This window comes from Cupriavidus sp. HY129 (assembly GCF_059492215.1).
In genome coordinates, this window is sequence record NZ_CP083255.1 from 1,958,310 (window position 1) to 1,983,619 (window position 25,310).

Annotated in this window: 25 protein-coding genes; 3 read left to right on the plus strand and 22 right to left on the minus strand. The window is 62.9% G+C overall.

Annotated features, from left to right (window positions below; genetic code table 11):
* Positions 1-57: 57 nt before the first annotated feature.
* A complete protein-coding gene (locus tag K6G35_RS25110; RefSeq protein ID WP_008641439.1) occupies positions 58-273 on the minus strand; it encodes an HP1242/YdcH family protein in 216 nt (71 codons plus the stop codon).
* A 359-nt stretch (positions 274-632) separates the two neighbouring features.
* Here K6G35_RS25110 and K6G35_RS25115 point away from each other — a divergent pair, with 359 nt between their 5' ends.
* Positions 633-800: a hypothetical protein gene (locus tag K6G35_RS25115; RefSeq protein ID WP_008641438.1), complete on the plus strand. Its 168-nt coding sequence runs from the start codon at positions 633-635 to the stop codon at positions 798-800.
* A 112-nt stretch (positions 801-912) separates the two neighbouring features.
* Here K6G35_RS25115 and K6G35_RS25120 read toward each other — a convergent pair whose 3' ends face one another.
* The 6 genes from K6G35_RS25120 to K6G35_RS25145 all read right to left on the minus strand — a co-directional run bounded on the left by K6G35_RS25120 (position 913) and on the right by K6G35_RS25145 (position 8,478).
* Positions 913-2,364 (minus strand): aldehyde dehydrogenase family protein, encoded by a 1,452-nt coding sequence (locus K6G35_RS25120; RefSeq protein WP_008641437.1) that lies wholly within the window; start codon positions 2,362-2,364, stop codon positions 913-915.
* 156 nt (positions 2,365-2,520) lie between these two features.
* The gene (locus K6G35_RS25125; protein ID WP_186425911.1) at positions 2,521-4,296 is read right to left on the minus strand and encodes an ATP-binding response regulator; all 1,776 of its coding nucleotides are present in this window, start codon (positions 4,294-4,296) and stop codon (positions 2,521-2,523) included.
* A 14-nt stretch (positions 4,297-4,310) separates the two neighbouring features.
* Complete coding sequence (locus tag K6G35_RS25130) at positions 4,311-4,946, minus strand: response regulator (RefSeq protein WP_495676510.1); 636 nt, start codon at positions 4,944-4,946, stop codon at positions 4,311-4,313.
* 255 nt (positions 4,947-5,201) lie between these two features.
* A complete protein-coding gene (locus tag K6G35_RS25135) occupies positions 5,202-6,206 on the minus strand; it encodes a Bug family tripartite tricarboxylate transporter substrate binding protein (protein ID WP_035883765.1) in 1,005 nt (334 codons plus the stop codon).
* Positions 6,203-7,213: an NADPH:quinone oxidoreductase family protein gene (locus tag K6G35_RS25140; RefSeq protein WP_186425929.1), complete on the minus strand. Its 1,011-nt coding sequence runs from the start codon at positions 7,211-7,213 to the stop codon at positions 6,203-6,205. Before K6G35_RS25140 ends, K6G35_RS25135 begins: the two co-directional genes overlap by 4 nt.
* Positions 7,213-8,478 carry a CaiB/BaiF CoA transferase family protein gene (locus K6G35_RS25145; protein ID WP_495676511.1) on the minus strand — a complete coding sequence of 422 codons (1,266 nt, stop codon included), beginning with the start codon at positions 8,476-8,478 and terminating at the stop codon, positions 7,213-7,215. The genes K6G35_RS25140 and K6G35_RS25145 overlap by 1 nt, the downstream gene beginning before the upstream one ends.
* A gap of 90 nt (positions 8,479-8,568) precedes the next feature.
* On the opposite strand from K6G35_RS25145, the gene K6G35_RS25150 reads away from it, so the two are divergent.
* Positions 8,569-9,519, plus strand: coding sequence for a LysR family transcriptional regulator (locus K6G35_RS25150; RefSeq protein WP_035883763.1), 951 nt, complete (start codon positions 8,569-8,571; stop codon positions 9,517-9,519).
* A gap of 44 nt (positions 9,520-9,563) precedes the next feature.
* Here K6G35_RS25150 and K6G35_RS25155 read toward each other — a convergent pair whose 3' ends face one another.
* On the minus strand, positions 9,564-10,457 hold the full coding sequence (locus K6G35_RS25155; protein WP_035883758.1) for a DMT family transporter: 894 nt from the start codon (positions 10,455-10,457) through the stop codon (positions 9,564-9,566).
* 204 nt (positions 10,458-10,661) lie between these two features.
* Between K6G35_RS25155 and K6G35_RS25160 the strand changes: the two genes are divergently transcribed.
* Complete coding sequence (locus K6G35_RS25160) at positions 10,662-11,003, plus strand: zinc ribbon domain-containing protein YjdM (protein ID WP_008641427.1); 342 nt, start codon at positions 10,662-10,664, stop codon at positions 11,001-11,003.
* 40 nt (positions 11,004-11,043) lie between these two features.
* On the opposite strand, the gene K6G35_RS25165 is transcribed toward K6G35_RS25160, so the two are convergent.
* The 14 genes from K6G35_RS25165 to K6G35_RS25230 all read right to left on the minus strand — a co-directional run bounded on the left by K6G35_RS25165 (position 11,044) and on the right by K6G35_RS25230 (position 25,308).
* Entirely contained in the window at positions 11,044-13,134 is a 2,091-nt protein-coding gene (locus tag K6G35_RS25165) for a BCCT family transporter (RefSeq protein WP_495677131.1), read from the minus strand.
* An 82-nt stretch (positions 13,135-13,216) separates the two neighbouring features.
* Positions 13,217-14,920: an aspartate-alanine antiporter gene (gene aspT / locus K6G35_RS25170; protein WP_008641419.1), complete on the minus strand. Its 1,704-nt coding sequence runs from the start codon at positions 14,918-14,920 to the stop codon at positions 13,217-13,219.
* A gap of 370 nt (positions 14,921-15,290) precedes the next feature.
* Positions 15,291-15,833 carry a hypothetical protein gene (locus tag K6G35_RS25175; RefSeq protein ID WP_051705471.1) on the minus strand — a complete coding sequence of 181 codons (543 nt, stop codon included), beginning with the start codon at positions 15,831-15,833 and terminating at the stop codon, positions 15,291-15,293.
* A gap of 281 nt (positions 15,834-16,114) precedes the next feature.
* Positions 16,115-16,351, minus strand: a complete 237-nt coding sequence (locus K6G35_RS25180; protein WP_234707051.1) for a hypothetical protein — start codon at positions 16,349-16,351, stop codon at positions 16,115-16,117.
* A gap of 169 nt (positions 16,352-16,520) precedes the next feature.
* The gene (locus K6G35_RS25185) at positions 16,521-17,042 is read right to left on the minus strand and encodes a hypothetical protein (protein WP_017515179.1); all 522 of its coding nucleotides are present in this window, start codon (positions 17,040-17,042) and stop codon (positions 16,521-16,523) included.
* Complete coding sequence (locus tag K6G35_RS25190; RefSeq protein ID WP_495676512.1) at positions 17,039-17,653, minus strand: hypothetical protein; 615 nt, start codon at positions 17,651-17,653, stop codon at positions 17,039-17,041. Before K6G35_RS25190 ends, K6G35_RS25185 begins: the two co-directional genes overlap by 4 nt.
* Positions 17,650-18,204, minus strand: coding sequence for a PAAR domain-containing protein (locus K6G35_RS25195; RefSeq protein WP_035883754.1), 555 nt, complete (start codon positions 18,202-18,204; stop codon positions 17,650-17,652). Before K6G35_RS25195 ends, K6G35_RS25190 begins: the two co-directional genes overlap by 4 nt.
* Before the next feature lie 74 nt (positions 18,205-18,278).
* Complete coding sequence (locus tag K6G35_RS25200) at positions 18,279-18,899, minus strand: hypothetical protein (protein ID WP_495676513.1); 621 nt, start codon at positions 18,897-18,899, stop codon at positions 18,279-18,281.
* Positions 18,900-19,442: 543 nt separating this feature from the next.
* Entirely contained in the window at positions 19,443-20,489 is a 1,047-nt protein-coding gene (locus K6G35_RS25205; protein WP_495676514.1) for a TRAP transporter substrate-binding protein, read from the minus strand.
* 162 nt (positions 20,490-20,651) lie between these two features.
* Complete coding sequence (locus K6G35_RS25210) at positions 20,652-21,416, minus strand: bestrophin-like domain (RefSeq protein ID WP_008641414.1); 765 nt, start codon at positions 21,414-21,416, stop codon at positions 20,652-20,654.
* Positions 21,417-21,560: 144 nt separating this feature from the next.
* Positions 21,561-22,433, minus strand: a complete 873-nt coding sequence (locus K6G35_RS25215) for a phosphodiesterase (RefSeq protein WP_495676515.1) — start codon at positions 22,431-22,433, stop codon at positions 21,561-21,563.
* Positions 22,430-23,488, minus strand: coding sequence for an ABC transporter ATP-binding protein (locus K6G35_RS25220; RefSeq protein WP_495676516.1), 1,059 nt, complete (start codon positions 23,486-23,488; stop codon positions 22,430-22,432). Before K6G35_RS25220 ends, K6G35_RS25215 begins: the two co-directional genes overlap by 4 nt.
* Positions 23,481-24,356, minus strand: coding sequence for an ABC transporter permease (locus tag K6G35_RS25225; protein WP_008641403.1), 876 nt, complete (start codon positions 24,354-24,356; stop codon positions 23,481-23,483). Before K6G35_RS25225 ends, K6G35_RS25220 begins: the two co-directional genes overlap by 8 nt.
* Before the next feature lie 133 nt (positions 24,357-24,489).
* Positions 24,490-25,308 (minus strand): ABC transporter permease, encoded by an 819-nt coding sequence (locus K6G35_RS25230; protein WP_495676517.1) that lies wholly within the window; start codon positions 25,306-25,308, stop codon positions 24,490-24,492.
* Positions 25,309-25,310 lie beyond the last annotated feature (2 nt).

Sequence of the window (25,310 nt, forward strand, 5' to 3'; positions counted from 1 at the left end):
ATGCTGCCTTCCCGCTTTGTTCTTTATGGTTCCTGGATCCGACGTGTCAGATCAATATCAAGGGCGCGTCTTGCGCAGAATCGCGTAGAGCTCGTCCTTGATCCGCAGTTTTTCCTTCTTCAGCCTCTCGATCTCCAGCGGTGTGGCGGGGTCCAGACCCGCCTCCATGTTCAGGATCTTCTGGTCCAGATCGTTGTGCATGTCGAACAGCCGGGCGAAATGGGCGTCATGCACCTTGAGCATGGAAATCTGTTCGCGATATTCCGGAAACATTGGCAACTCTCCTGCGATGGATCAATGGATGGGCAAGGCTATGTTTGATTCTAGGCATGTCGCGACGGGTGCTGTTTGATATCGATCACGCCACACCGGGCGAGCTGTCGCCGCTGCGCGCCCGCACAATGCCTCCTTGACTTTTCCCGACGCGGAAAGCGGTGATTCCGGCGCCACGAAGTGCCGCGCCGCAACATCGAAAAATGCCAGAAACGAAGGGATTACCATGATTGTCGCCCCAGGGCGACAAGCGCGACCATGGCCTTAATAGATTGCGTTGGGCAGTAGAGACGGGCTCCCCCCCACGTGCAGGCCCGCCTTCACAGAAGTAGTCGAAGAACGAACTCTGGGAGACATCCATGCAAGTCTATGACGGCCTCGTCTTCGTTTGCGCCATGCTGCTGATCTGCATGTACGCCTATCTTGGCGTGCAGTCGCAGAGCATCGCGCTGAAGTATGTTTCGCCGGCGGTGGTCGGCGTGCTCACGGTCGTCTACTCGCTGTTGCCAATGCGGATGATTGGCTGACAGCCGCGTATCTGCGACAAAAACCCCGCCCATGTGAATCGGGCGGGGATGCGTCATGCGCACGCGCTACTTGTGCGCTACTGCGGCGTGCGCTGCTGTGTCAGCGCTCGTCTTATCGCAGCGAAAGCCAGATTGCCTTCGGTTCGGTGAAGTTCTCGATGGCGGCGTCACCGTGCTCGCGGCCGAGTCCGGAGTCGCCGGCGCCGCCCCAGGGCAGACGCACGTCGGTATAGCCGTACGTGTTGATCCACACCGTGCCCGCCCGCAATTCCCCGGCTACCTTGTGCACGCGCGCGATGTCCGCGCTCCATACCCCAGCGGCCAGGCTGAACGCGGTGCCATTGGCGATGCGCACGGCATCGGCGTCGTCTTCGAATGGAATCACGCTGGCCACCGGGCCAAAGATCTCTTCCTGCGAGATCCGCATTTCGTGCTCGACGTTCGCGAACACGGTTGGCTCGACGAAGAAGCCGCGCTGGCCGATGCGCGCGCCGCCGGTCACCGCGCTGGCGCCTTCTCGCTTGCCGATTTCCACATAGTCGAGCACGGTCTTCATCTGCGCCGCCGAGACGACGGGGCCCATCGTCGTGTCCGGCGAGGCCGGATCGCCGACCCGTATCGCGCGGGCGCGGGCAGTCAGCCTTTCCACCACTTCGTCGTACACCTTGCGCTGCGCCAGGATGCGTGACCCGGCCGAGCAGACCTGCCCCGAGTTGAAGAAGATTCCGGATGCCGCGGCACGCGTGGCCGCATCGATGTCGGCATCGGCAAAGATCACGTTGGCGGACTTCCCGCCCAGTTCCAGCGTGACGCGCTTGAAGTTGGCGGCCGCGCCCTGCATGATCCCGCGCCCGACCCCGGGCGATCCCGTGAACGTCACCTTGTCGATTCCCGGGTGCGCAACCAGCGCATTGCCCACCACGCTGCCCTTGCCGGTGACGACGTTGAAGACGCCCGGCGGCACGCCGGCCTCCAGCGCCAGTTCGGCCACGCGCAGGGCCGTCAGTGGCGTAATCTCGGCGGGCTTCACGATCAGCGTGCAACCGCAGGCCAGGGCGGGTGCGATCTTCCACATGCCGATCATCAGCGGGAAATTCCACGGGATGATGGCGGCGACGACGCCGACAGGCTCGCGCACCGTGTAGGTCAGCGCGTCCGGCCGCGTTGGAATCACCGCGCCGTGGATCTTGTCGCACCAGCCCGCGTAGTACCGCACGGTGTCGATAACCGCGGGCAGATCCTGCCGACGGACGGCCGCCAGCGGCTTGCCGGCATCCAGGCTCTCCAGCGTGATCAGTTCCTCGGCATGGGCTTCCAGCAGGTCGGCGAACCGGTTGAGGATGCGGCCGCGATCGGCGGCGCGCATGCCCGCCCAGCCCTTGAGTGCCGCGCGGGCGGCCTGCACGGCGGTGTCGACGTCAGCGGCGCTGCCTTGCGCCACCAGCGCGATGGGTTCCTCGGTGGCGGGGTTGATGTCGGTGGAATACTCACCGCTGCCGGGGGGCAGCCGCTTGCCGTCGATCAGCAGATCGTGCTTCGGCAAGTCGGGGCGTGTGGCGGTCATGGAAGGCTCCTCGCTTGAGTCATGGTTTGAAATGACGTGCGCGTTGGCCGAGGGAATCAGGCCCGCAGTGCCTTGCAGTGTGGTGGGCCGCCAGACCTAAGTCCAATTAATAGGACTGATCTATTCATGCTTTTAATGCATGAATATGGCTGATGCTTATTGTTGGACCCGATACCATTCGGAGCCCCGGAGCAGGGCGCCAATGGCCGAATGGAGTTCGCCCGGGACCACGGGCTTGTGCAGCAGCGCGGTGCCACCCGCGTGGACGTTGCGGAGCTGATCTGCCGCTGTGTCGCCGGTGATGATGATGGCCGGCAGCGCCTGGCCGGTGCGCTCGCGGATCGCGGCGATGGCTTCGTGGCCGGTGCGATGGCCGCGCAGCCGGTAGTCGGCCAGGATCAGGTCGGGGGCGAAGGTGTCGAGCAGGGCCAGCGCCTCGTCCTCGGATTCGGCGGGCCGGCAGTCGCAATCCCAGGCCGCCAGCAGTTCGGCCATTGCCTGGCGGATTGCCGGATCGTCGTCGATGACAAGCACGCGCAGACCATCCAGGCGGATCACGCTGCCGGGGAACGTGACTTCCTCGGGCGCGCCCCAGGCCAGTGGCAGTTGCAGACGGAATACCGAGCCGCGTTCCGCTATCGAATCCAGTGTTACGCGGGTCTGCATCGTGCGCGCCAACCCGTCGACAATGGCCAGGCCTAGCCCAAGCCCCTTGCGCTGGTCGCGCTCCGGGTTGCCGAGCTGGTGGAACTCGCGAAAGATCTCGCGGTGCTGCGCGACGGGAATACCGATGCCGGTATCCCAGACCTCGATCGAGGCATGGAAGCGCCGGGGCCGGCAGGCGATCAGCACGCCGCCGGTGTGCGTGTAGCGGATCGCGTTGGCGATCAGGTTACGCAGGATCAGTTCGACCAGCGCCGGGTCGCCGAACAGCGTGGCAGTGGTGTCGCGGGTGCGATAGACCAGTCCACGCGCATTCGCCTGCGGTGCGAACTCGTTCTCGAGCTTGTGCAGCATCGGCTGGAGCCTGAACGGGCGCGGCCGCGCGGTGATCACACCGGCCTCGAGCTTCGAGAAATCGAGCAGCGTGTTGAGCATCTCCCGCGCCGCGCCGGACGACGCCTCGATGTGGTCCAGCAACTGGCGCTGGTGCGTATCCAGCGGCGTGCGCCCGAGCGACACGAGAAACAGGCCCAGCGCATGCAGGGGCTGGCGCAGGTCATGGCTGGCCGATGCCAGGAACACCGACTTGGCGCGATTCGCGTTCTCGGCCTCGCGCAAAGCGTGACCGGCGCGCGCGGTCTGGTCGCGTAGCTGCGAGATCAGTTCGACATTCTCGAAACGCAGCGCAATCGAATGACGCGCCACGCGCGAGTAGTTGCGCGCGAAGATCAGCAGCACCACCAGATACAGCGGCGTGCCAAAGAACATCGGCAGGTAGGCAATGTCGCGCGTGAGCAGGAATACGATCCACACCGGCAGGATCGCGGGAATGAAGAAACCGATGGCCACCGGCAAGCAGGTGGAGAAGACCGCCAGCGCCGCCGCGCTCATGCCGGCAATCAGCGACAGCACGCAGATCACCACGGCGGGCGACCGGATATCAAGGTAGAGCCAGGCTACCAGTCCCCACAGGCTGCCGATCAGCACCAGCATGACGGTCATGGCGCGCGCATAGCGTCCCGCGCGAGCCTCGGTCAGACGGTCGGGCACGGCCAGCCGGCCGAAATGGGCGATGGCGCAGAGCACGACCATCGACGCGGCCCATGGCATGGCGCCGGGGTGTCCACCCGTGACCGTCAAGCCGACTGCCAGGATGATGGCTGCAAGCGAGCAGCCAAGCATCGCGATGCCGAAGCTCTGGTCGATCAGCTCCATCTGCGCCGCAAGCAGGCGCGGCTCGTCATAGTGAGGCAGCAAGGAGGGCCACATGCCGGGCGTGGGCGTCAGCGTTGTGCCTGCACCAGACCGCGGCGCTGGGCTTCGAGAATGGCTTCTACGCGGCTGACCACGCCGAGGTGGTCGAGAATCGCCGCCACGTGCACGCGTACGGTGTTTTCCGACAAACCGAGGTGATAAGCGATGACCTTGTTCGAACGCCCCAGATTGAGCTGGTTCAGGACCTCGAGCTGGCGCGGTGTGAGCTGGCTGGGCCTGTAGGCCCGGCTCTGGGGGAGGCGGTTGCAGGGCTGTTCGGTCGGAAAGTACGTGCCGCCCGCCAGGCAGCAGGCAATCGCTTCCTCGATCTCGCGCGGGTCGGCGGATTTCGGCAGGAAACCGGCGACTTCCTTGCGTGCTTCGTCGGGGATCGCGTCGATGCCAGACGTGCCGGAGACGATCACGATCGGTGCGCGGGAGAAATGCCGACGGAGCACCTTGATGCCCTCGATGCCATTCAGCCCAGGCATCTGGATATCCAGCAACAGGATATCGACGGGCTTGTCGCCATGCGCCTCGGTGGCCTCCATGACCGACCCCGCCTCCATGATCGACGCGACGTTCGGGCTGGCGGCCAGCAATAGCTTCAGTCCGGTGCGGAACAGCGTGTGGTCATCGATCAACAGTAGCCGGGCTTGCGACATGAGAAAGTGCGGGGGGCGACAGACAAGGACGATTGGACTCGATTCCAGCGTGCTTGTCCATGATGCTTACCCCCCGGCCGTCTTTCCGGCGTTGCCCCGCATTTGGGGTAGTCCGGAAAGATTATTGGCAACGCGTAAAGTCGCTGCCACGATGCTGACATGGACGAATTCCGCGACTTGTCCATACCACTTTGAGTACCCGCTCCACCCGGCAGCGGGTATTTTTTTGGCCTCGGCGAAGTATGCCGATTGGAATCATTCGTCGGCCTTCGCGCCGGAGCGATGCACGATCTCCGCCCACTTCTTGCCCTCGGAGACGTTGTACCGCGCGAAATCCGCCGGCGAGGACCCGACGGGTTCGGCGCCCATGTCGGCGTACTGCTGGCGCACGTCAGGGCGCTTCAGCGCGGCAGCGGCATTCGCGGCCAGCTTTTCGACGATCGGAGCCGGCGTGCCGCGCGGCGCCCACAGGCCATACCACGTGCTGATGTCGAAGCCCGGCAGGCCCGATTCGGCGACGGTGGGCACGTCAGGCAGGGCGCTGGCGCGGTGCGCGGTGGTCACCGCCACGGCACGCAGCTTGCCCGACTTGATGAACGGCATGGCCGACGGCATCGAATCGAACATCAACTGGATCTGTCCGCCCATCAGGTCGGTCAATGCCGGCGCGCTGCCTTTGTACGGCACATGCTGCATCGGCACCTTGGCCGCCAGCTTGAACGATTCGCCAGCCAGTTGCTGTGCCGATGCATTACCGGCCGAGCCGAAATTGAGCGCGCCACCCTGGCGCTTGGCGTACGCGATCAGGTCCTGCACGGTCCTGACCGGCGAATCGTTGTTGACCACCAGTACCAGCGGCACCTCGGCCAGTTGCGTGATCGGAACGAAGTCCTTGAATGCGTCGTAGCGCATCTTGGAGTAGATGCTCGGGTTGATCACGTGCAGCGAGGCATTGGCCAGGATCGTGTAGCCATCGGGCGTGGCGCGTGCGACCGCCTCCGCGCCGATCATGCCGCTGGCCCCTGGCTTGTTGTCGACGACAACGCTCTGGCCCATGCTCTCGCCCATCTTGACGGCGACCACGCGCGCGAGCAGGTCGGTCGGTCCGCCGGCAGGGTAGGGCAAGACCATGCGTACCGGATGTTGTGGAAACGTCTGCGCGGACGCACCGACGGGCAGCATGGCGATGGCCGTTGCCACGATTGCCAGCGCAACATGCAGCCGTGACCATGCCGGCTTCTTTGTAGATGGATGATTCATGTCTCTGTCTCCTTGATTTTTATTGCCACCTTGCCAACAACCTTGCGGGATTCCAGCGCGGCGAGGGCATCCCCCAGGCCGGTGATCGGATAGACAGCGGACACGGTCGGCTCCAGCTTCCCTTCCGCAGCCCACTGAAACAGGGTGGACATGACCTGCTGCAACGCCGGGGCGTGCTTGGCGCGCTCGTCGGACGGCGTCCAGCCGATGTATTGGCCGAAGAAGAAGCCGTGCAGTGTCAGGTTCTTGACCAGCAGCAGGTTGACCGGCGCCTGCGGGATGGACCCGCTGGCAAAGCCGATGCTGAGAATGCGCGCGTTCGGCGCAGCCGCGCGCAGCGCCTGGGCGAACAGGTCGCCGCCGACCGGGTCCACCACCACATCCGCGCCACGGCCACCGGTGAGTGCCTTGACTTGAGCGGCGAGGTCCTGGGGCGCAACCGCGTGCGTGGCCCCGCGGCGCAGCGCGTCGGCGCGTTTTGCCTCGGTGCTGGCGCAGGCAATCACGGTCGCGCCAAGTTGCCGCCCAATCTCCACCGCCGCGAGTCCGACGCCAGCGCCAGCGCCGAGCACCAGCATGGTGTCCTGCGGCGTCAGCGCGCAACGCCAGACCAGGCCGCAATAGGCGGTGCCGTACGAGAGCGGGATCGGCAGCGCGACCTTCGGCGGCAGCGAGTCGGGGACAGGGTAGACGGTGTACTCAGGCACCGTGAATCGCTCCGCGTAGCAGCCCCAGTCGGCGATGGCTACGACCCGGTCACCTGGGCGCAGTCGCGTGACGGCCTTGCCGCAGGCCACCACGCGTCCCACCGCTTCCGTGCCGGGCACGAATGGCAGCGGGGGGCGGCGCTGATACTGGCCGGCGATCATCAGGCCGGTGGCATGGCTGACGCTGGCGAACTCCACTTCGATCGTGACCGCATGGGGGTCGGCCAAGGTGGGCTCGGGCACGGTCGCGAGTTCCACATCCTCGACGCCGCCGAACTGCTTGCATACGAGCGCCTTCATCATGCAATCGCCTTCGCCGACGTGACCGTTGCCTGTCGCACCACGCCTAGCCGCAACCATTCGTCGATGACGTGGCTGCCGAAACCGGCCTCCTGCAGCAACTGCACGGTGTGTTCGCCATTCTCGGGGGCTGGCCCGGCGGGCCGCCGCATGTCCCGGGCCGGGATCCCGGCGAAGGGCAGAGCGCCCAGCCCTGGTTGCTCGATCGATTGGAATGTCTGGCGGTGCGCCGCCTGCGGGTGCTGCAGCACGTCGGCATAGCTGCGGACCGGGGCGTGAAGCACGTCGTGGCGGCTCAACTGCTCCTGCCACGCACTGGTCGTGCGGGTGACGATGATTTCTCCGACCTGCCGGTTCAGCAGCGCCGCGTGTTCCATGCGACTGGCGTTGTTGACGAAGCGCGGGTCAGCCAGCCAATCGTCGCGGTCAAGGGCGTGACAGAGTTTGGCGAACTGCGCATCGTTCAGGGCCAGCAGCGTCACACTGCCGTCACTGGTGGCAAAGACCCCGTTGGGCGCGCTGACCGGGCCGGCAACGGCCTGGCCCGCGATGGCGTGCTCGAGGAGATTGTTGGCCTGCAGCGCGCAGCAGGCGTCAAACAGATTCAGTTCGACATGGCCGCCGCGCCCGGTGCGGTACCGCCGGCACAAGGCGGCGGCGCAGGCCTGGGCCGCGTAGAGGCCGGTGGCGGCGTCCGCCAGCAACATGCCGATGCGGCGGGGCGTTCCGTCGACGCCACGGTTCGCGAACATCAACCCGCTGTCGGCCTGCATCACCGAGTCCGATGCCGGGTAGTCGGCGTAGGGGCCATCCGGGCCGTAGCCGCTGATCGAGACATAGACCAGCTCGGGGCGCAGCGCCGCCAGCGCGGCATGGCCCACGCCAAGCCGATCTGCCACCTGCGGGCGGAAGTTCTGTACTACCACGTCGGCCTGCAGTGCCAGCTGGCGCAGGACATCCCTGCCAGCTTCGACCGTGGCGTCCACGCAGATGCTGCGTTTGCCGCCGTTGTACGCAATGCTCAGCGCGCTCGTATCACCGCGCACGACCCCGACCTTGCGCCCCCAGTCTCCGGACGGCGGCTCGACCTTGATGATCTCCGCGCCCTGCTGCCAGAGGATATGCGCGCAGTACGGGCCGGCGATGCCCTGGCTGATGTCCAGCACACGCAGGCCGGCAAAAGGTAGGTCAGGCAGATCGAGCACGCCGGGCAGGTCGGGCAGGCCGTCATCGGCTGGATGGGTGGGGGCAAGGGCATTCGACATGGGCGGTTCGGCATGATTTAGCGCGATGCCTATGCTAGGGTTACGCCTCCGCCGTGACAATCCATCGTTTTGTGCCAGTGGTGTTGACTCATGATTGACAATAGCTTGGACCTCAACCTAGTACGGCTGTTCGTGACGATGGTGGAATCGCGCACGTTGACGGCGGCCGCCGAGCGCAGTGGCATGACCCGCTCCAATGTGTCCCGCCGTCTGAAGGTGCTCGAACAGCACCTTGGCGCTCAGTTGATGCGGAGGACAACCCGGCACGTCGAACTGACGGAGGCCGGGCAACTGCTCTACGCCCACGCGCTGCGGATGCTCGACGAACTGCAATCGGCCAAGACCGCGATCGACAGCCTCGGCACAGTGGTGCGTGGCGACGTGCGCATCCGCCTGCCGACCGGGCTCGGCCATCTCTACCTGACGCCGCTGCTGTTGGAGTTCGCCCGCATCTATCCGCAGATTTCGCTGCGCGTGGTCATCAACGACAACATCGGCGACCTGATTTCCGCGGAGGTCGACATGGCGCTGAAAATCACGTCCCAACCGCCAGATGACCACGTGGCGCGACGCATTTGCGACGTTGGCTGGTGCCTGTGCGCGACGCCGTCTTTCCTGGACAGTCGTGGCCCGATCCTGAGCGTGGCTGATCTGGAGAGTTGCGACATGATCGCGCCCGCATCGCTGGGCCGGCGCTTCACGCTCAAGGTGTGGATGGCAGGCACCCCGACGACCTTGCGCGTGTCACCACGTATCCAGTCTGGCGACTATCCGTTTCTGCTGGAATCGATGATTGGAGGCCTTGGCGTGGCACTGCTGCCGCGCTATGCCGTCTGGCGGCAACTCCAGACAGGGCAGGTCCGCGAGGTGCTCGCCGAATGCGAGGCCGAAGGCGTGGGGGATAGCGTTTACATGCTGACGGCATCGAATCGCTATCCGACGCTGGCGACCCGCACGCTGATGGATTTCATCCGCGTGCATCTGGAGCGGCAGGCGGAGAGTTGGCGGCGGAGCGGCAATCCGCGGTTAGTGTCGGCGTAGGCGACATGCGGGAATGACCGACCAGTGGTGGCGCTCCCAATCCCCTACCGCCGCTGCGCCAACCAGATCCCCGCCCCGATACAAACAAGCCCCATCCCGTGATACCAATGCGGCGACTCGCCCAGCAGAACGGTGGAAAGCGCGGCCGCGAACAGTGGCGTGAGGGTAATGAAGAAAACCGGCAATTGCGCCCCAGCGCGCGAGATGGCGCGATCCCAGACGAAATACGCCAGTAGCGACGGCACGGTGCCCACATACAGCAGGATCCACGCGACCTTGCCGCTCCACTGCAGGGGCTCCGTCAGCTGGCCGAGTTCCCACGCGGCGACGGGAATGCTGGCGATGATGCCTGCCACGATCTGCGCAAACAGAAGTACCGGCAGCGGCAGGTCGGGGCGGTGCTTGCGCAATAGCCAGGTGTAGAAACTCCAGGTGATCGTCGCGGCGATCATGTACAGATCGCCGGGCACGAATTCGAGATGGGCCAGCCGCTCGGGCTCGCCGCGCATCAGCACGAACGATACGCCCAGCAGGCAGAGCAGGGCGCCGGCCACCTGCCACGGGCGGAACCGCTCATGGAAAAAGCAGGCGCCGATCAGCAGCAGGAAGAGCGGGGTGGATGCGCCGATCAGGGTGACGTTGATCGGCGTGGAGGTGGTGAGCGCCAGATACTGGAACGCGTTATAGCTGGCGATCGACAGCAGGCCCATGGTGGCGAGCATGGCGAGATGCTGTCGCAGCGCGGCGCGATGCGTCATGACGCCCCGCCACGCGTAGGGGGCCAGCAGCAATGCCGCGATGATCCAGCGCACAAGATTCAGCGTGATCGGTGGCACGGTGCCCGCGGCGAGGCGTCCGACGATGGCATTTCCGGCCCATGCCAGCGGCGGGAATGTCAGCAGGAACAAAGTGGTCGCGTCGATGCGGGTGGTCTTCATCTTGTGAGAGAGCGCGGCTGACGGGCCCCGCGAGTGAACGGGACAGAGACGTTGCGGGTGCCGGCAATATACGTCCGATACGGTGATCCGTGTTGCATCGGACGGTAGCCATCATGGGTACTCCCGTTCGGAGAGCGCTGGCCGGGAGGGAGGTTGGGCGGCGCAGTATACTTCCCGCCTTTGTCACGCCATTCAGGACTCCCCATGAGCGCATTGCCCGCCTGCCCGAACTGTCATTCCGAGTACACCTACGAGGATGGCGGCCTCTTTATCTGCCCGGAATGCGCGCATGAATGGTCGGCGCAGGCGTCCGCGCCGGCCGAGGCGGAAGTCCGGGTTCATCGTGATTCGGCGGGCAACGTGCTGCAGGACGGGGATACCGTCACCGTTATCAAGGATCTCAAGCTGAAGGGATCCGCCGGCACGATCAAGATGGGTACCAAGGTGAAGAACATCCGCCTGGTCGACGGCGATCACGATATCGATTGCAAGATCGACGGATTTGGCGCCATGAGCCTGAAATCGGAGTTCGTCCGGAAGGTGTGACGGCCTACTGATTCCGTTCCGGGGCAGCGGCTGATCCCACCTATCCGCCTCCGGAATGATGCCCCGGCGCCTTGCTCAATAGATGCGTTCTCTGGTCCGCGCTGAGCGACAGGTGCCGCTCGTAGTGCCGCAGGATGTCGGCAATGATTTCCTCGTCGCGCAGATACTGTATGTCGTAGCCCTCGCGGCCATCCTCGAAGAACGTGATTGGTTCGAAGACATGAGCGCGGCGATTCTCGGGTTCCGCCGCTTCGCGCACCAGGAATGCGGGCAGGGCGCGGCGGACAGGCCGGGCGCCGTAGAGGAAGTCGCGCACGCCCTCGAACGGAATGGACAGCCAGACGGCGCCATCGGCTTCGTTGTGCTGCACGCTTGATGCAATACCGCGGCGTTCCAGCTCCTTGCTGACTTCCCGCATGGCGGCCTGCACCGGGCCGGCAAGGAAGCGGCGCACGTCGGTCTCGGTGGATTGATGGACGATTTGCGTCAACCGGCGGCGCCAGTGCTGGCCGCTCCAGAACGTCGTGGCTGGCGCAAGCTCCTGTGAATAGTGCGCGCGGTCGGCAAGCAGGCCGAGCCAGAGCCCGTAGCAGAGCGCCATCATGATGACGGCGACCGGCAGGGCGGCCACCAGCGTCATCGCCTGCAGCGCCTTGAGCCCGCCTGCCACCATCAGGACAGCAGCCGTGATGCCCAGCACGAGCGCCCAGAACAGCCGTTGCCAGACGGGCGAGTTGGGCGCGCCTCGCGACGCGATGGTGTCGATCACAAAGGCGCCCGAGTCCGCGGAGGTGACGAAGAACACCGCGATCAGCACGATGGCCAGCGCGGCCAGACCCTTGGCAAGCGGAAAGAACTCGAAGAAGCGGAACAGCAGCGCGTCGACGTTGCCGGCTGTCTGGGCTAGCGCACCCATGGCCTGATGGGTGTCGATCCAGATCGCCGTGTTGCCAAAGACCGTCATCCACAGCAGGTTGAACGCCGTCGGCACAAGCAGCACGCCAAGCACGAACTGACGAATGGTGCGTCCGCGAGATATCCGCGCGATGAACATGCCGACGAACGGGGACCACGAGATCCACCACGCCCAGTAGAGAATCGTCCAGCCGCCATACCAGCCGGACTCCTGCGGGGGTACATAGGCATAGGTGCGGAACGACAGGCCGACGATGTTCGACAGATAGTTGCCGATGTTGTCGGTCAGCGCATCGAACAGAAAGCTGGTCGGCCCCTCCACGAGGATAAAGAGCAGTAGCAGGATGGCCAGCATCAGGTTCAGTTCACTCAGCCGGCGAACGCCTTTGTCCAGGCCCGATGCTGCCGAAATGCCGGCCAGGGTAATCACCACTGCGACCAGGCCGATCCGGAAGCCGGCGGATTCCGTTTCCCAGCCCGCTACCTGATGCAGGCCGGCGCTCAGTTGCAGCACGCCGTAGCCGAGCGTCGTTGCGATGCCCGCGATCGTGCCGACCAGCGCGAAGGCATCCACCGCGTGGCCGGCTGGCCCCTCGATGCGATGCCGCAACACGGGGTACAGGCCGGACCGCATGGTCAGGGGCAGGTTGTAGCGGAATCCGAAGTAGGCCAGCACCAGTCCCATCACGCCATAGACAGCCCATGCATGAAACCCCCAGTGAAAGAAGGTCATGAGCATCGCCTCGCGTGCCGCGAGCGGGGTTCCGCCCTCGACCGTGGGTGGTTTCAGGTAGTGTTGCATCGGCTCGCCAACGCCGAAGTACATCAAGCCGATGCCCATGCCTGCCGCGAACAGCATGGCGGTCCAGGACAGGAAACTGAACTCGGGCTCGGCATTGTCCGGCCCGAGGCGGATGTCGCCGAAACGGCTGGCTGCAAGCAACAGCAGGAAAAGGAGGAAGCTGGTGACGGCCAGGGTATAGAACCACCCGAAACGCAGTGTGACCCAGGCTTGGGCGACGGAGAATGCCTGGTCGGCGATCTTCGGATACACGCCGCAAAGCACAAGCAGACCACCGATGATCAAGAGGGATGGCACCACGACCTGTTTGCTGAGCGTGGTGCGAAGCCAGCCGGACGAGGATTGGGCCGCTGGCTCGGGATCCGGTGTGTCCGATGGGGACGCCTTGGGGTCAGGAACTTGCGCTTGCGCCATCGAGGACTGGTCAGGCGCGGCGCCATCGTTTGGGCGTGGTGTCATGACATCCACCTGAGGGCAGCAACACGCACATTATCGATCACATGCCGCCGACGCGATATGCAAGGGCCACGATAATGGGCCCAAGCACCGGCAGCATCACGTTGGCGATGGCATACGTCACCGTGTAGCCGAGCAGCGGCACCGAACTCTGGCTGGCGGCCAGCACGGCACTGATCGCCGGCGTGCTGACGTGCTGCCCCGCGATGGCGCCGACCAGCAGTGGCCCCTGGATTTTCAGGAACTTGTGGCCGATCCAGAGTGACATGCAAGCCGGCGTCAGCGACACGGCCAGGCCGACGAGCGGCAGCACGGCGCCATGCTCGCGAATCAGCGTGACGGCATCAGGTCCGGCAGACAAGCCGACACAGGCCACGAACATCGCCAGTCCCAGGTCTTTCAGCAACTGGACCGCGGCGCTTGGCATGTCGCCCACGCCGGGCCGTTTGAAATTGATCCAGCCGAAGACAAGACCGCTGAGCAGCGCGCCGCCGCCGCTGCCGAGCGAGATCGGGATGCCGGCTGCCTTCAGGGTGACGCTGCCGATCAAGAGGCCAATCAGGATGCCCGCGCACAGGAAGACGAGTTCGGTGGTATCGGTGGTGCGTAGATCCCTGCCCAGGTTGCGGGCCGCTGAGGTCAGTGTCGGTTCCACGCCCACCAGGCTTACCCGGTCGCCATGCTGCAGGCGTGTGGCGGGCGTGATCGGCAGGCTCATGCCGGATCGAACGATCTGCTGGACCCAGACGTAGCGGAGATGCTGCTGGGCGGCTTCCCGGCCAAGTTCGGCCAGCGAGCGGCCATTGACAGCGGGATTGTTGACGATCACCTGGTGCTCTTCGAGCCGCAGCACGTCGGACTGGCTCAACGGCAACGACACCTCCTGGCCAATCACCTCGCGAGCCGAGACGAGTTTGTCGCGCACGCCGATCAGCGCCACGATGTCGTCCCGTTCTATGGTCAGATCAGGCACCGACTCCATGAGCTTGCCGTCGCGCACCAGCCCCATCACCAGTGTCCGCCCGCCAAGCGCGGTTTCCAGTTGGCGCACGGTCAAACCGGCCGCATGTTCCACGCGGTGAGCACGTCCCACCAGGCGGGGCAGCACCGGCTGCGTGGCGACGTCATCGTCGGAGGCGGCCTGCAGTTCCTTGGCCAGTTCGCTCGATGCCTCGCGCAGGTTGAAGCGAAGCAGGAAGGGGGCCACCTGGCTGGTGAAGAACACGATGCTGATCAGGCCGACGAGGTAGGTCAGCGTATAGGCCGTGGCGATGTTCGATTGCATCCGGGCCAGTTCTGTCGGGACCAGGTTCAGATGCTTGAGCGCCTCCGCAGCCGTGCCGACCACTGCGGATTCCGTCGCCGCGCCGGCTGCGAGGCCCGCCGCCGTGCCAGGGTCCAGATCCAGCATTCGCACGGCCACCAGCACGATTGCCAGTACCACGAACGCTTCAATGAGCGGCAGAACCATGAACCGCAGGCTGGAGCGGTTCAGGTTCGCGAAGAACTGCGGCCCGCCCGAATATCCCATCGCGAAAATGAAGAGCGCGAAGGCAACGTCCTTCAGCTCGCCGTGCATCTGGCACCCGGTCTGCCCGACAAGCAGCGCCACGATCAGCGTGCCACAGACACCGCCGAGCACGATCGGGCCGACGCGAAGCTTGCCGATGGCGTAGCCAAGGCCGACGGTGATGAACAGCACCGCCGTGGGCATCTGGTTGAAGAATCCGATCGAGCATTGCATGGGCGGGAGATCCTGTAGACACGAGGGTCGTGCGCAAACGCCTGCGGATACCGGAGGATCCTGACTCGCGGCCAGGGCTGTGGCTGGCGCCCCCTGGCAAGGCCGGACTCTCCCAGTCTCGACAGCATATCAACGCGAGTATCGGCAACCCGGAGGTCGGGCGCCATTGGCACAAAGGGTAATCCCGCTGCCGTTCAGTCCATTTTGGTCTGGCGAAGCTGGCGCTCGCCCATACCGTCACCAATAATGTGGATGCGGCTTACCACCGGACCGACCTGTTGGAACCGCGGCGGCCCATGGTCGAACATGTCATGGCGAATCAATAGCCCATGCGCCAACGCCCCTTAAGGGTTAAACAATGTTGGCGATTTCAACGCTCAGGGCCATTGAACGCCCTGAACTTCTTCACGTCTGCCACCTTGTAGAACAATTTCAGCGTGGCCCCCTTCGATGGGGAGATACGACCTGCAAAGGCCGATCTCACAAATGCGGCGCTGCCATTGCCATTGCTTTCCATCACACAAACATATTGCTGCCCATGCTGGCGCAGCACCGCAAAGGCCGCAAGGCTCGGCTGTTCAACGCTCCTCGGCTGAAACTTTCCAAGGGCGACCGCGCGCTTGATGTAGCCGCGACGTGAACCGACGAAAACATAGTCAGTGTTTCCGTGCTTACTGGTTGCATAGCCAACCCGAAGCTTGTTGTTATCACTGGCGGGCGTAAACAACTGATAACCAGGCACCATAACATCATCTATCAGTTGCGCCTCCCCTTCAATTGGAGTGATGGAAACTGAAGAATCAGTAGGTTTGTCGAATAGCAGGCAGCTATCGATGACCGCATCGGGCACCTGTTCAGCATGGGCGAAAGCGGGAAACATCAACAGGAAGGGTAGAATAACGGTGCGTATCATTTGTACTCCTTCGCACGAGTGACTGTGAGCCAGTCTCGACCATAACGCCAGAAAATCGTGCCGCCCACGCCTGCGGTAGATTCATAGACCCACGAGTAGCGACCGACCTCTTTCTGCTCATTCTTTATATGCCCATCTACCTTCTTCTTTACATTCTTATACAGAATTTTCGTCTTCCCTGAATCGCTGATTCCATAGATGTTGTGGGCGGGGTCCGTGATATGGATTCCAAACTTTACCTTCTCGTGATTCTTGTAGTTTGACTTGATGTCTGCCCCATCTCAAAAATACGCGCCATTCGAGTAGTCAGTACCCCCTGCAAAGGCACTTCTTGCGGCCTTGACTGCATCAGACATGGCCGGACTTTTCTCAATGTCCTTCTCCGTGGCCTGCATTAACTTAGCGTAACGCTTGTTGCCATCTGTTCTCACAAACGAAAAATTCTTGTCCTTTGATGTGAAGGCTTCGATGGTCGAATAGCCCCGGGCCTTCATTTGGCGAAGCCGGCGCTCGCCCACACCGTCGCCGACCTGTTGATACAGCGGTGGCCGATGATGGAAGGGTGGTCGAGCATGTCCTACAGGACTGAATTGCTTGTGTACCAATCTGGCTGGCGCGGGTTCGCAACTGGGTAGCCTACCGATCTACGGATCGCGATGGCGTGGGTCCACGTCTCCTGTGATCTGACTATTTCCCGATCTTGCGAATGTCCCGCACGGTGTAGTAAAGAGCGCTCATTTTTGGCGCCTTCCCGGAAGTACTCAGAGGGGCGACGTAGGCAACTCGTATATTTTGAAACGAGCCGCTTCTCCCCAGCCCTTCAAAGTTAGAGGCCACACAATAGTATGCTCGCGCGTTGTAATGAACTATTCCATAGATCGCCTGAGTTGGGTCGATTTTCTCTGGCCTCTCGTTTCCCGTACGCTTGGCAGTTAGGATTGATACCCTTTGTCGGCCAACTACCAGTAAGTCCGGTTGATTCGTGGTGCCGGATGCGTACCCATAGCCGCTTCCTTTATGCTGATAAATCAGTAGCAAATGGCCAGGTATCTCGTCGTCGCTGATGACGGCGTCGCCGGTAAATTCTTGGTACGTTGCCGTTTTGTAGTCTTCTGCCAATACGCAGCTATCGAATACCGACGAAGGTACTTGTGCGATTCCCAAGGGAGAAAGGGCGATGCCAGCGAGCAACGTTAATGTTTGCTTCATAGGTACTCCTTTGCATGCGTATATTTAATATAATATGGATTTTGCTTCCAAAAAATTGTTCCGCCGTATGCGGCTGTCGATTGATAAATATAAGTGTATCGCCAGAGTTCCTCTTTTTTTGTTTCGATTTTTCCATTGATCTTGATCTTTGTGGTTTTCTCCTTCTTTACTAATCTGGTGGATTCATTGATTCCATAGATATTGTGTAATGGATCTGTAAATTTTATTCCATTTTTTACCTTGAAATGGTTTTTGTAGTTTGATTTAATGTCCGCGCCATCCCAGAAATAGGCTCCGTTCGAATAATCTTTCCCGCCATTCAGCGCATTATTAGCTGCCTTCACCGCGTCCGACATCGAAGAGGATTTTCCTATCTCCAATTCCTTCGATTTCATGAATTTCGCAAACCGTTTATTTCCATCAGTAACAACGTAGGAGAATGATTTTTCCTTTGATGTGAATGCGGAAATAGTATTGTAACCTCTCGCTTTGCTCTGCCGAACCATGACATTTGCCAGTGCGGCCATTTCCTCAAAGACATCTGCCGTCGAAGACTCACCATAAACAATAGCCGCAAGCAAGCGAGTTTCGGCGTCGAGTTTGTCAGTCATGCGCATTCCTGCCCATTTTTGTCCAGCCACATAACGATGTGAAGATCATGGCCGCCATCCACAGAGATTGTGCGCCCACCATTCATTTTGGTGTTTCTTGCTACTTGCGCACCACTCGCAAACAGGTCATAGCGATAGTCTTCAACTGGCTGCCCATCCTCTCCTGTAACTTCGAAATATTGCTCTATAATTTCGGCCGAATCAGTGGAGGCGAGTGAAGCGTAAGATGCCGATTCAGTGTTAACTATTCCTCGGCTAGAGCGATTAACCTCAATCGTGAAATTGGTCTGAGAGTGGATGACGAGCGGTGGCTCTGGGCACTTGCAGTAGACCCTCGCGCCACTGACCAGTATCTGTTTGCCGTGGACATTGAATGCGGGATAACAATCATTCATAACGGGACCGCCAACCTTGCAGACCGGGCAGGTTGCATGGTCACCTTCGACGCCAACCTTGACTCCGTGATGGATCATGCTTTCGCCCGTGGCAATCAGGATGCCGTTCGTTGTGGTCTTGTCCCCATTGCGCAGGGCATAGCGAGTATCAGGCATTACGCCTCCTTGTCGTTCATGATCTGATCAAAGACTTCGAGGGAGATGAAATGCCATTGCGCAGCGTCGAAGTCCTACATTGCCATCTGGTTTATCTCGCAGCCCACCGCCACCTTGCCGGGGATGGCATCGATAGCGCGCGCGACGTGTTGCATTCGCTGACGTTCATCAAGCGCCAGCACCCGGCCATGGGAGTCAGCGTGCGCAAACAATCCAGCGCTCTGCCTCATCCGGTCGTAGCGCCCAAGGTCTTTCTTGTCGATGTTCAGGTCGATGGCGTTCCTGCCAGCGGACGGGACTTTTACCGTGTCGATGGCATATAGGCTCACGAGACTGCCTTTTCTCCGGGTGACCAAATGCTCGTCACTCGCCCCCCAGCCGCAATGCAGGAAGAAATTCAGATTCCCGTTGTTATCTGCAACCATTTCGCGCGGGTCGAACTCATACGCGGGGATGGTGTGGTATTGCTCGCCGGGACTGGAACGAAAGACCGCATCAATGCAAGCATCAAACGGGGAGAGGTAGACAGACATGCCGCTACCCTTGTCCTTTTTTTCATCATCGACGTATTCGCACGATACCCGGCAATAATCCGGCTGGCCTTTCTTTGGCTGATAGCGGACGAGGATGTGCAAGTCCGGCGTGGTGTGTAGGACATGCCCGCAAGGGCGGACCGCTGTAGGCTGCGTATTCAAGGCTTGGCACTCCTTTAAGAGAATTGACGCCAAAATTTGACGTAACCTATGTTTTCAGAAGTACCGCCCGCTTTCTATAGCGCTACTCCGATTCGAAATGAAGTAATTTGAGAACAGGGTTTAGAAAGACTAAATACCCATTCAAGACGCAAGGGCACGCCGGCATCGTTCTCGGCGTCATTGGCGAACGAGTCCCGGATAGCGGTCAGGTCGCATGGGGGAGAGGGATGCCAAGGCAGACGCGGCCTTTCTTTGCTGAACGGCATGATTGCCGCCTAGTAGGCTGCTGAAGTGCTCCCCGCCAAAACAACATGCTTCATACCCATGCGGGCGAGGGACTCTTAGTTTCACAATGCGGAAACTGCGCGCTCTTGAAGCGATGTTTTCAGTCGTTGAGCAGCCAATTCCGGCATTCTTTGCTCGTTACTGCAACTGCAGACGGACTTGTCCCAGGGGGCGCATGCGCAAGGGGTTTTAGGTGGGCCATGCTCAGCACGAACATCTGGTCGACGCGCTTCCGGTCGCCCACCCAAGCCACAATGCTCAGCGGAGCCCAGCCTCCGCGCTGAAATAGGTCTTCAGCAAGGCGGCGCCGCGCTCGCCCACACGCGTCTGCCAGACGCCGACGGCGCTCAGCCCGGCGGCTTGCAGGGCCTGTTGCACGGCGGGCGCTGGATTGTCGTCGATGGTCACACCGTTGGTGCGCATTCGGGCGGTGTTCTCGGTCAGGCGGGTATTCAGCCGCGACCATTGTTTGTCTTCGGTCGCTTTGGCGGCGGCGGTCACGGCGTCTCGCTGGGCGGGTGTCAGGGATTGCCAGGCGGCTGCGTTGACGGTCGTAAACGACAACGGCATGGCGTAGCCGATGGCCGTGAAGTAGGGCAGGTAGTCCCAGAGCTTGCGGCCCGCGCCGCCATCGCCCGACGAAAGCACGGCATTGACCGAGCCATCCTTCAGACGCGGCATGGCATCGGCGAACGACAGGTTCTGCGCCTTTGCCCCCGCGGCGCGCATGACGTCGGCGGACGTCTCGTCATAGGCGCGCACGGACAGCGAGCGCAGGTCGTCCAGCGTGCCCACGGGCTTGCGTGTCCATAGGCCCGTTGGCGGCCACGGGGTGATGTAGAGCAGGTGCTGGCCCTGCTTCTCGAATGCCTGCGCGTAGTCCGCGCGGGCCAGATCGGCGAGGCGATGGGCCTTGTCCACCGACGTCGCCACGAATGGCAGCGATGACAGCAGGAAAATCGGATCGACCTCGCCCAGCGCGCCGCCGAATGCATCGCCGGCCTGCAGTTTGCCGTTGCGGATGGCGGCCGGCATCTGGGCGGACTTGATGCCCGCGCTGGCGTCGAAGGTTGGCTGCGGCGCCAATGTGCCTTGCGTGCGGGTGGTGACTTCCTGGGCAAACGTGGTCAGTCCTTCGCCGGGCATCGATGTGGCCGGGTACTCGGTCGCCATCTGCCAGACGACGGGCGCGGGCTGCGCGTGCGCGATGGGTGCGACGAGTGGGAGCAGGGCGGAGGCTGTGTAGCCAGTGGCAATGGCAAGCGTCAGCGTGGCCAGGGATAGACGATGGCGAAGAGGATGCATGGCGGGGCGAAGGATGGGTGGGCGATGTCGGCAAGCCGGGCTTCGCCTCTGCGGGCGACGCCGGCTGCCAGTGCATTATAGGCATCGCCATGGCGGGATGCCGCGTCGTCTCCCCGTCCCCCCCCCATCCCGTACCGGGCGCGCCGACTGGGCAAGCGCGGCCTATCGCTTCAGCGAAGCCTGAAGACTGAGCAGATTCTGCGGCAACACACGGATCAGGCCGCCGCGCGGGCTGTCGATATCCGAGATCAGCGCCAGCGACAGCGACACCGTAAACGGAAGCACCAGCATCAGGATGATCTTGGCGTTCTCAGATCGGGCGCCGTAGCCCTGCATCATGCTGCTGAAAAAGGCGATGACGATCATCAGGCCCCAGGCCGAGACCGGAATCCGATTGATCCACGCGGCCTCGGAGTAGCCCTGGCTGTTGATAACGTCGTTCATACCGGACACCACCAGGCCCGTGATCGGCGTGGGTTTCGCGCGTGCCGCCGAGCGCATCAGCTTCCACATCTCGTCCTCGATCTGCGAGGTGGCCGCTTCGATTTCCTGCATTTGAGCGCTGTCGCGCGTGCGGTAGTAGAGAATGCGCTGGTCCAGGTATCGGACCAGAAGCGCCTTGACCTGTTCGGCTTCCGGCCCCTCGATCAGGTCCGCCCGCAGATATTCGGTGCCGATCGCATTCGCTTCTTCTTCCTCGAGGTTCTTGCGCTGATCGTACCGTCCCACGGCCATCGACAGCGTGAATCCAATCAGCAGGGCCAGCAGGGTCAGCGTGGCGCCCTGGACGATGCCGAAGTCGTCCTTGACTTCGGCAGGGAGCGGCCGGATCCGGCGCAGCACCAGCGCGCCAAGCGCCGTGGCCGACGACATGACCACCAGCATGACAACAAAAAGGACGGCTGGATGATTGATGAGCGGGTTCATGGGAATCTCTGCTCGTCGCATCGACGTCGCGCGGTTGCGGGAGTCCTACTTTGGCACGATCCGGGCGTTTTGGCGCGGCTCTTGTTTCTCTTTCATGCGTTTGAATGTGGCGTACCGAACGCGGCATTCCGGCCGGCCACCCCATCAATCAATCAGTTTCCCGTTCGCGTCGAAGAACGGATGCAGCGCGCCATAGTCGCCACTCGCGGCAAGGTGCGTCACCATCCCGTGCACGGGATGCCACCAATGCAACAGGTACCCCGGCGGCTCCATGCGGAAGCGCGACGCGGCCTGAGGGTCGAGATCGAGGGCAACCTGATGCGCGGGCCCTGGCGCGGTCATGGCGATGGTGCCGCCGAAGCGGCGCGTGATATGCCGGTGCAGATGGCCGCAGACCACGCGCTCCACTTGCGGGTGCCGCGCGATGACCGCCTCGAACGCCGGCGCGTTCTCCAGCCCCTGGTCGTCCATATGGCCAATGCCGGTGTGGAACGGCGGGTGATGCAGCATCACCAGCGTCGGTTGCTTCGGTGCCGCCGCCAGTGTGGCATCGAGCCAGGCCAGCCCGGCATCTTCGGCCCGGCCCCCCGGTTTGCCCGGTACCGTGCAATCGAAACCGACCAGCCGCAACGGTCCGGCGTCGATGGCGTAGTGAACCGGCGCGTCGCCATCACCATACGCGAACAGGTAAGCGTGATCGGCGAACACGGCACGCAGCGACGGACGATGATCGTGATTGCCGGGTAGCAGCCTGACAGGCATCGGCAGGGGCTGCAGGAGATCGCGCAGGAAGCGGTACTCCGAATCGCTGCCGAAATCGACCAGATCGCCGGTGACGATGACGATGTCGGGCTGCTGCGGCGCGGCCAGCAGGGTGTCGATGGCGGTGCGCAACGCGCCGGCGGTATCGACTCGGCGGTACGACAGCTTGCCGCCCGCCTTGATATGGAGATCGGTCAGTTGCGCGACCAGATAGGGAGCGGCGTTCATGCTGTCTGTCCAGGTCGTGCGGGTCATGCCGCCTCGTGAAGCGTGATCAGATGATCCGTGTCGATCCGCAGGCCGACACGTTCACCGGCCCGCCATGCATCGCGGCGGGCGGTTTCGACAACCATCGGCTGGCCGGTCCCCACGTCCACCAGCAGGCGGGTGTGGTTGCCAAGAAAGAGCGCGGTGACGACGGTGCCTTCCACATGGGCTTGATCGGCCTGAACCAGCGCCACGTCCTCGGGGCGGAACATCAGGCGCGCCAGCGCTGAGACCGGGGCGTCGTTCGGGGGGGGCATCGGCACCGTACCGCCCGGCACGCGCCAGTGTCTGGCTTCAGCCACTGCGGGCAGATGGTTCATCGTGCCGATAAAGTCGGCCACGAACGCATTCGCGGGCGAGCGGTAGATCTCCTGCGGCGTGCCGGCCTGCGCAATGCGGCCCTTGTCCATCACGATGATGCGGTCACCCAGCGCCATGGCTTCGGCCTGGTCGTGTGTCACATAGACGGCCGTGATGTGCAGACTGCGTAAAAGCTGGTTGATGTCGGCGCGCAGCGCGTCACGCAGCTTGGCGTCGAGCGCGGTCAGCGGCTCATCCAGCAGCAGCACGCGGGGCTGCACGGCGATGGCGCGTGCCAGCGCCACGCGCTGGCGCTGGCCGCCGGAGAGCTGGTCGACGCGCCGGTCAGCGAATGGCTCCAGGTGCATCATCGCCAGCATGTCATTGACGCGGCGCTTGCGCGTGGCCGCATCGGTGCGACGCACCCGCAGGCCATATGCGATGTTCTCGGCCACGGTCATGTTCGGGAACAGCGCATAGTTCTGGAACACCATGCCGACGCCGCGCTGTTCGATTGGCTGGTCGGTGACGGCGGTGTCCCCGAACCAGACTTCGCCCCCGGCATCGGGTTGCTCCAGGCCGGCGATGATGCGCAGCGTGGTGGTCTTGCCACAACCGGACGGACCGAGCAGTACCACGGTTTCCCCCGCGCCGATATCGAGGTCGAGTGGCTGCAGGGCGGACGTCCCATCGGCAAAGGTCTTGGCGCAGTGGCGCAGGCGGATGGCGGTGGGCTCATGCATGGCGGGTCTCGGCGGATTGGGGTACGGCAGTCACCGGCAGGTCGGCGGTGGTTTCAGGTTGGGGCGCGTGGCGGCGGGCACGCGCGCCCAGCGCGCTCAGCGCCTGCATGAACACCAGCAGCGGAATAATCATCACGAAGAAGACGATGGTGTAGGCCGAGCCGATTTCCAGTCGCATGGACGCGTAGCTGTCGGCCAGCCCAACCGGAAGCGTTTGCGTGGTGGGCGTATGGAGCATCCATGTCAGGTTGAATTCGCCCACCGACAACGTCACCACCATCAGCGCGCCGGCCAGGATGCCCTGGCGGCAATTGGGCAGCACCACCGTGAAGAAGCGCTGCAGGCGCGTGGCGCCCAGACTGGCGGCAGCATCCTCGAGCGTGCGGATGTCAATGGCGGAGAGAATCGCCAGCACCGATCGGACCATGAACGGCAGCGTGAACAGCACGTGTCCGATCAGGATAAACACCCAGCTCGTCCGCAGTGCCTGCCAGCCGCCGTACAGCAGGATCAAGCCCAGCGCGGTGGCCAGCCCGGGCACGGCGACGGGCAGCATCAGCAGTTCCTCGATCAGCCGGGTCACGCGGTTGCGCCGCAGCGCCATGTAGTACGCGGCCGGCACGCCGATCACAAGGGTGCAGGCCAGACAGGCCAGCGCGATACCCAGCGAAAGAAAGATCGTGTTGCGGTATAGCGACCAGACTTCGACCAGCCAGCGGGTAGTCAGGCCGCTGGATAGCCCGACAAAGATGTTGTTGGTCAGGCCGGCCAGCACGGACAGCACCACGGGCACCGTCATGAACGCGCAGACCGCGAGTGTGAGTGTCAGTTGCAGCCAATAGGCGGCGCGGCGGGGTTTTGAGATCATCGGGCATCCTCGGCAGGCTTGGAGGCGCTATCAACATACAGCGAGGCGGTTCTGGCTAGACGCGCGGCCGCCGGCAGTACAAGTGGTACGGCAAGGCCGCGCAACGACGCCAGAATCATGTTGATAGGGCCTCTCAGGCGGTAGCGGCGACCGCATCGCCGGAGTACCAGCGGGCCAGCGCCAGCAGCATCCAGGTGACAGCACCAAGCAGGATCGACAGGGCGGCGGCCATGCCGAAGTTCGCGTAGTTGGTGAACTCGTTGTAGATCGTCAGCGGCAGCACGTCGAGTTGGGTGGCCAGCGTGAAGGCCGTGCCGAACGCGCCCATGCTGGTGGCGAAGCAGATCGCGCCGCTCGACAGCATGGCCGGCATCAGCGCGGGCAACATCACGTCGCGCACCACGTGCCAGCGGCTGGCGCCGAGCGATCGTGCCGCTTCCTCCAGCGAGGTGTCGAGCTTGTCGACGGCGGCCATCACCGTCAGGATCACGCGCGGAATCGAGAAATACAGGTAGCCAACGAACAGGCCGGCGAGTCCATAAGCGAAGGTCCAGCGTTCGCCGGTCAGCGCATCGCCAATCGAAGCCAGCAGGCCGTTGCGGCCCCCAAGCATGATGACCATGAAGCCGATCACCACGCCCGGGAAGGCCAGCGGAAACGTCAGCATTGCCACCAGCACCGGTTTGCCCAGCACCGGATGACGTTGCAGGAACGTGCCCGATATGCCGGCGATCACCAGCGTCGCCAGCGTGACCAGCGCCGAGAGCAGCACGGTCACCATCAGGCTGTGCAGGTAGCGGCCGCTGGTCAGCACGGTCCAGTAGACCCCCGCGCCGTCCTTGCCGGTCAGGCTGACTTCGATCAGCCGTGCCATCGGCAGGCAGAAGAACGCCAGGAACACGACGAGCGCGGGCAGCGCGAACAGGAAGAGGGCGGGGGATCGTCTGGTCATGA

Bases quoted from the DNA above. Each gene is read 5' to 3' on its own strand.
- K6G35_RS25110 (WP_008641439.1), bottom strand. From the start codon at position 273: ATGTTTCCGGAATATCGCGAACAGATTTCCATGCTCAAGGTGCATGAC.
- K6G35_RS25115 (WP_008641438.1), top strand. From the start codon at position 633: ATGCAAGTCTATGACGGCCTCGTCTTCGTTTGCGCCATGCTGCTGATC.
- K6G35_RS25120 (WP_008641437.1), bottom strand. From the start codon at position 2,364: ATGACCGCCACACGCCCCGACTTGCCGAAGCACGATCTGCTGATCGAC.
- K6G35_RS25125 (WP_186425911.1), bottom strand. From the start codon at position 4,296: ATGTGGCCCTCCTTGCTGCCTCACTATGACGAGCCGCGCCTGCTTGCG.
- K6G35_RS25130 (WP_495676510.1), bottom strand. From the start codon at position 4,946: ATGTCGCAAGCCCGGCTACTGTTGATCGATGACCACACGCTGTTCCGC.
- K6G35_RS25135 (WP_035883765.1), bottom strand. From the start codon at position 6,206: ATGAATCATCCATCTACAAAGAAGCCGGCATGGTCACGGCTGCATGTT.
- K6G35_RS25140 (WP_186425929.1), bottom strand. From the start codon at position 7,213: ATGAAGGCGCTCGTATGCAAGCAGTTCGGCGGCGTCGAGGATGTGGAA.
- K6G35_RS25145 (WP_495676511.1), bottom strand. From the start codon at position 8,478: ATGTCGAATGCCCTTGCCCCCACCCATCCAGCCGATGACGGCCTGCCC.
- K6G35_RS25150 (WP_035883763.1), top strand. From the start codon at position 8,569: ATGATTGACAATAGCTTGGACCTCAACCTAGTACGGCTGTTCGTGACG.
- K6G35_RS25155 (WP_035883758.1), bottom strand. From the start codon at position 10,457: ATGAAGACCACCCGCATCGACGCGACCACTTTGTTCCTGCTGACATTC.
- K6G35_RS25160 (WP_008641427.1), top strand. From the start codon at position 10,662: ATGAGCGCATTGCCCGCCTGCCCGAACTGTCATTCCGAGTACACCTAC.
- K6G35_RS25165 (WP_495677131.1), bottom strand. From the start codon at position 13,134: ATGGCGCAAGCGCAAGTTCCTGACCCCAAGGCGTCCCCATCGGACACA.
- aspT (WP_008641419.1), bottom strand. From the start codon at position 14,920: ATGCAATGCTCGATCGGATTCTTCAACCAGATGCCCACGGCGGTGCTG.
- K6G35_RS25175 (WP_051705471.1), bottom strand. From the start codon at position 15,833: ATGATACGCACCGTTATTCTACCCTTCCTGTTGATGTTTCCCGCTTTC.
- K6G35_RS25185 (WP_017515179.1), bottom strand. From the start codon at position 17,042: ATGAAGCAAACATTAACGTTGCTCGCTGGCATCGCCCTTTCTCCCTTG.
- K6G35_RS25190 (WP_495676512.1), bottom strand. From the start codon at position 17,653: ATGACTGACAAACTCGACGCCGAAACTCGCTTGCTTGCGGCTATTGTT.
- K6G35_RS25195 (WP_035883754.1), bottom strand. From the start codon at position 18,204: ATGCCTGATACTCGCTATGCCCTGCGCAATGGGGACAAGACCACAACG.
- K6G35_RS25205 (WP_495676514.1), bottom strand. From the start codon at position 20,489: ATGCATCCTCTTCGCCATCGTCTATCCCTGGCCACGCTGACGCTTGCC.
- K6G35_RS25210 (WP_008641414.1), bottom strand. From the start codon at position 21,416: ATGAACCCGCTCATCAATCATCCAGCCGTCCTTTTTGTTGTCATGCTG.
- K6G35_RS25215 (WP_495676515.1), bottom strand. From the start codon at position 22,433: ATGACCCGCACGACCTGGACAGACAGCATGAACGCCGCTCCCTATCTG.
- K6G35_RS25220 (WP_495676516.1), bottom strand. From the start codon at position 23,488: ATGCATGAGCCCACCGCCATCCGCCTGCGCCACTGCGCCAAGACCTTT.
- K6G35_RS25225 (WP_008641403.1), bottom strand. From the start codon at position 24,356: ATGATCTCAAAACCCCGCCGCGCCGCCTATTGGCTGCAACTGACACTC.
- K6G35_RS25230 (WP_495676517.1), bottom strand. From the start codon at position 25,308: ATGACCAGACGATCCCCCGCCCTCTTCCTGTTCGCGCTGCCCGCGCTC.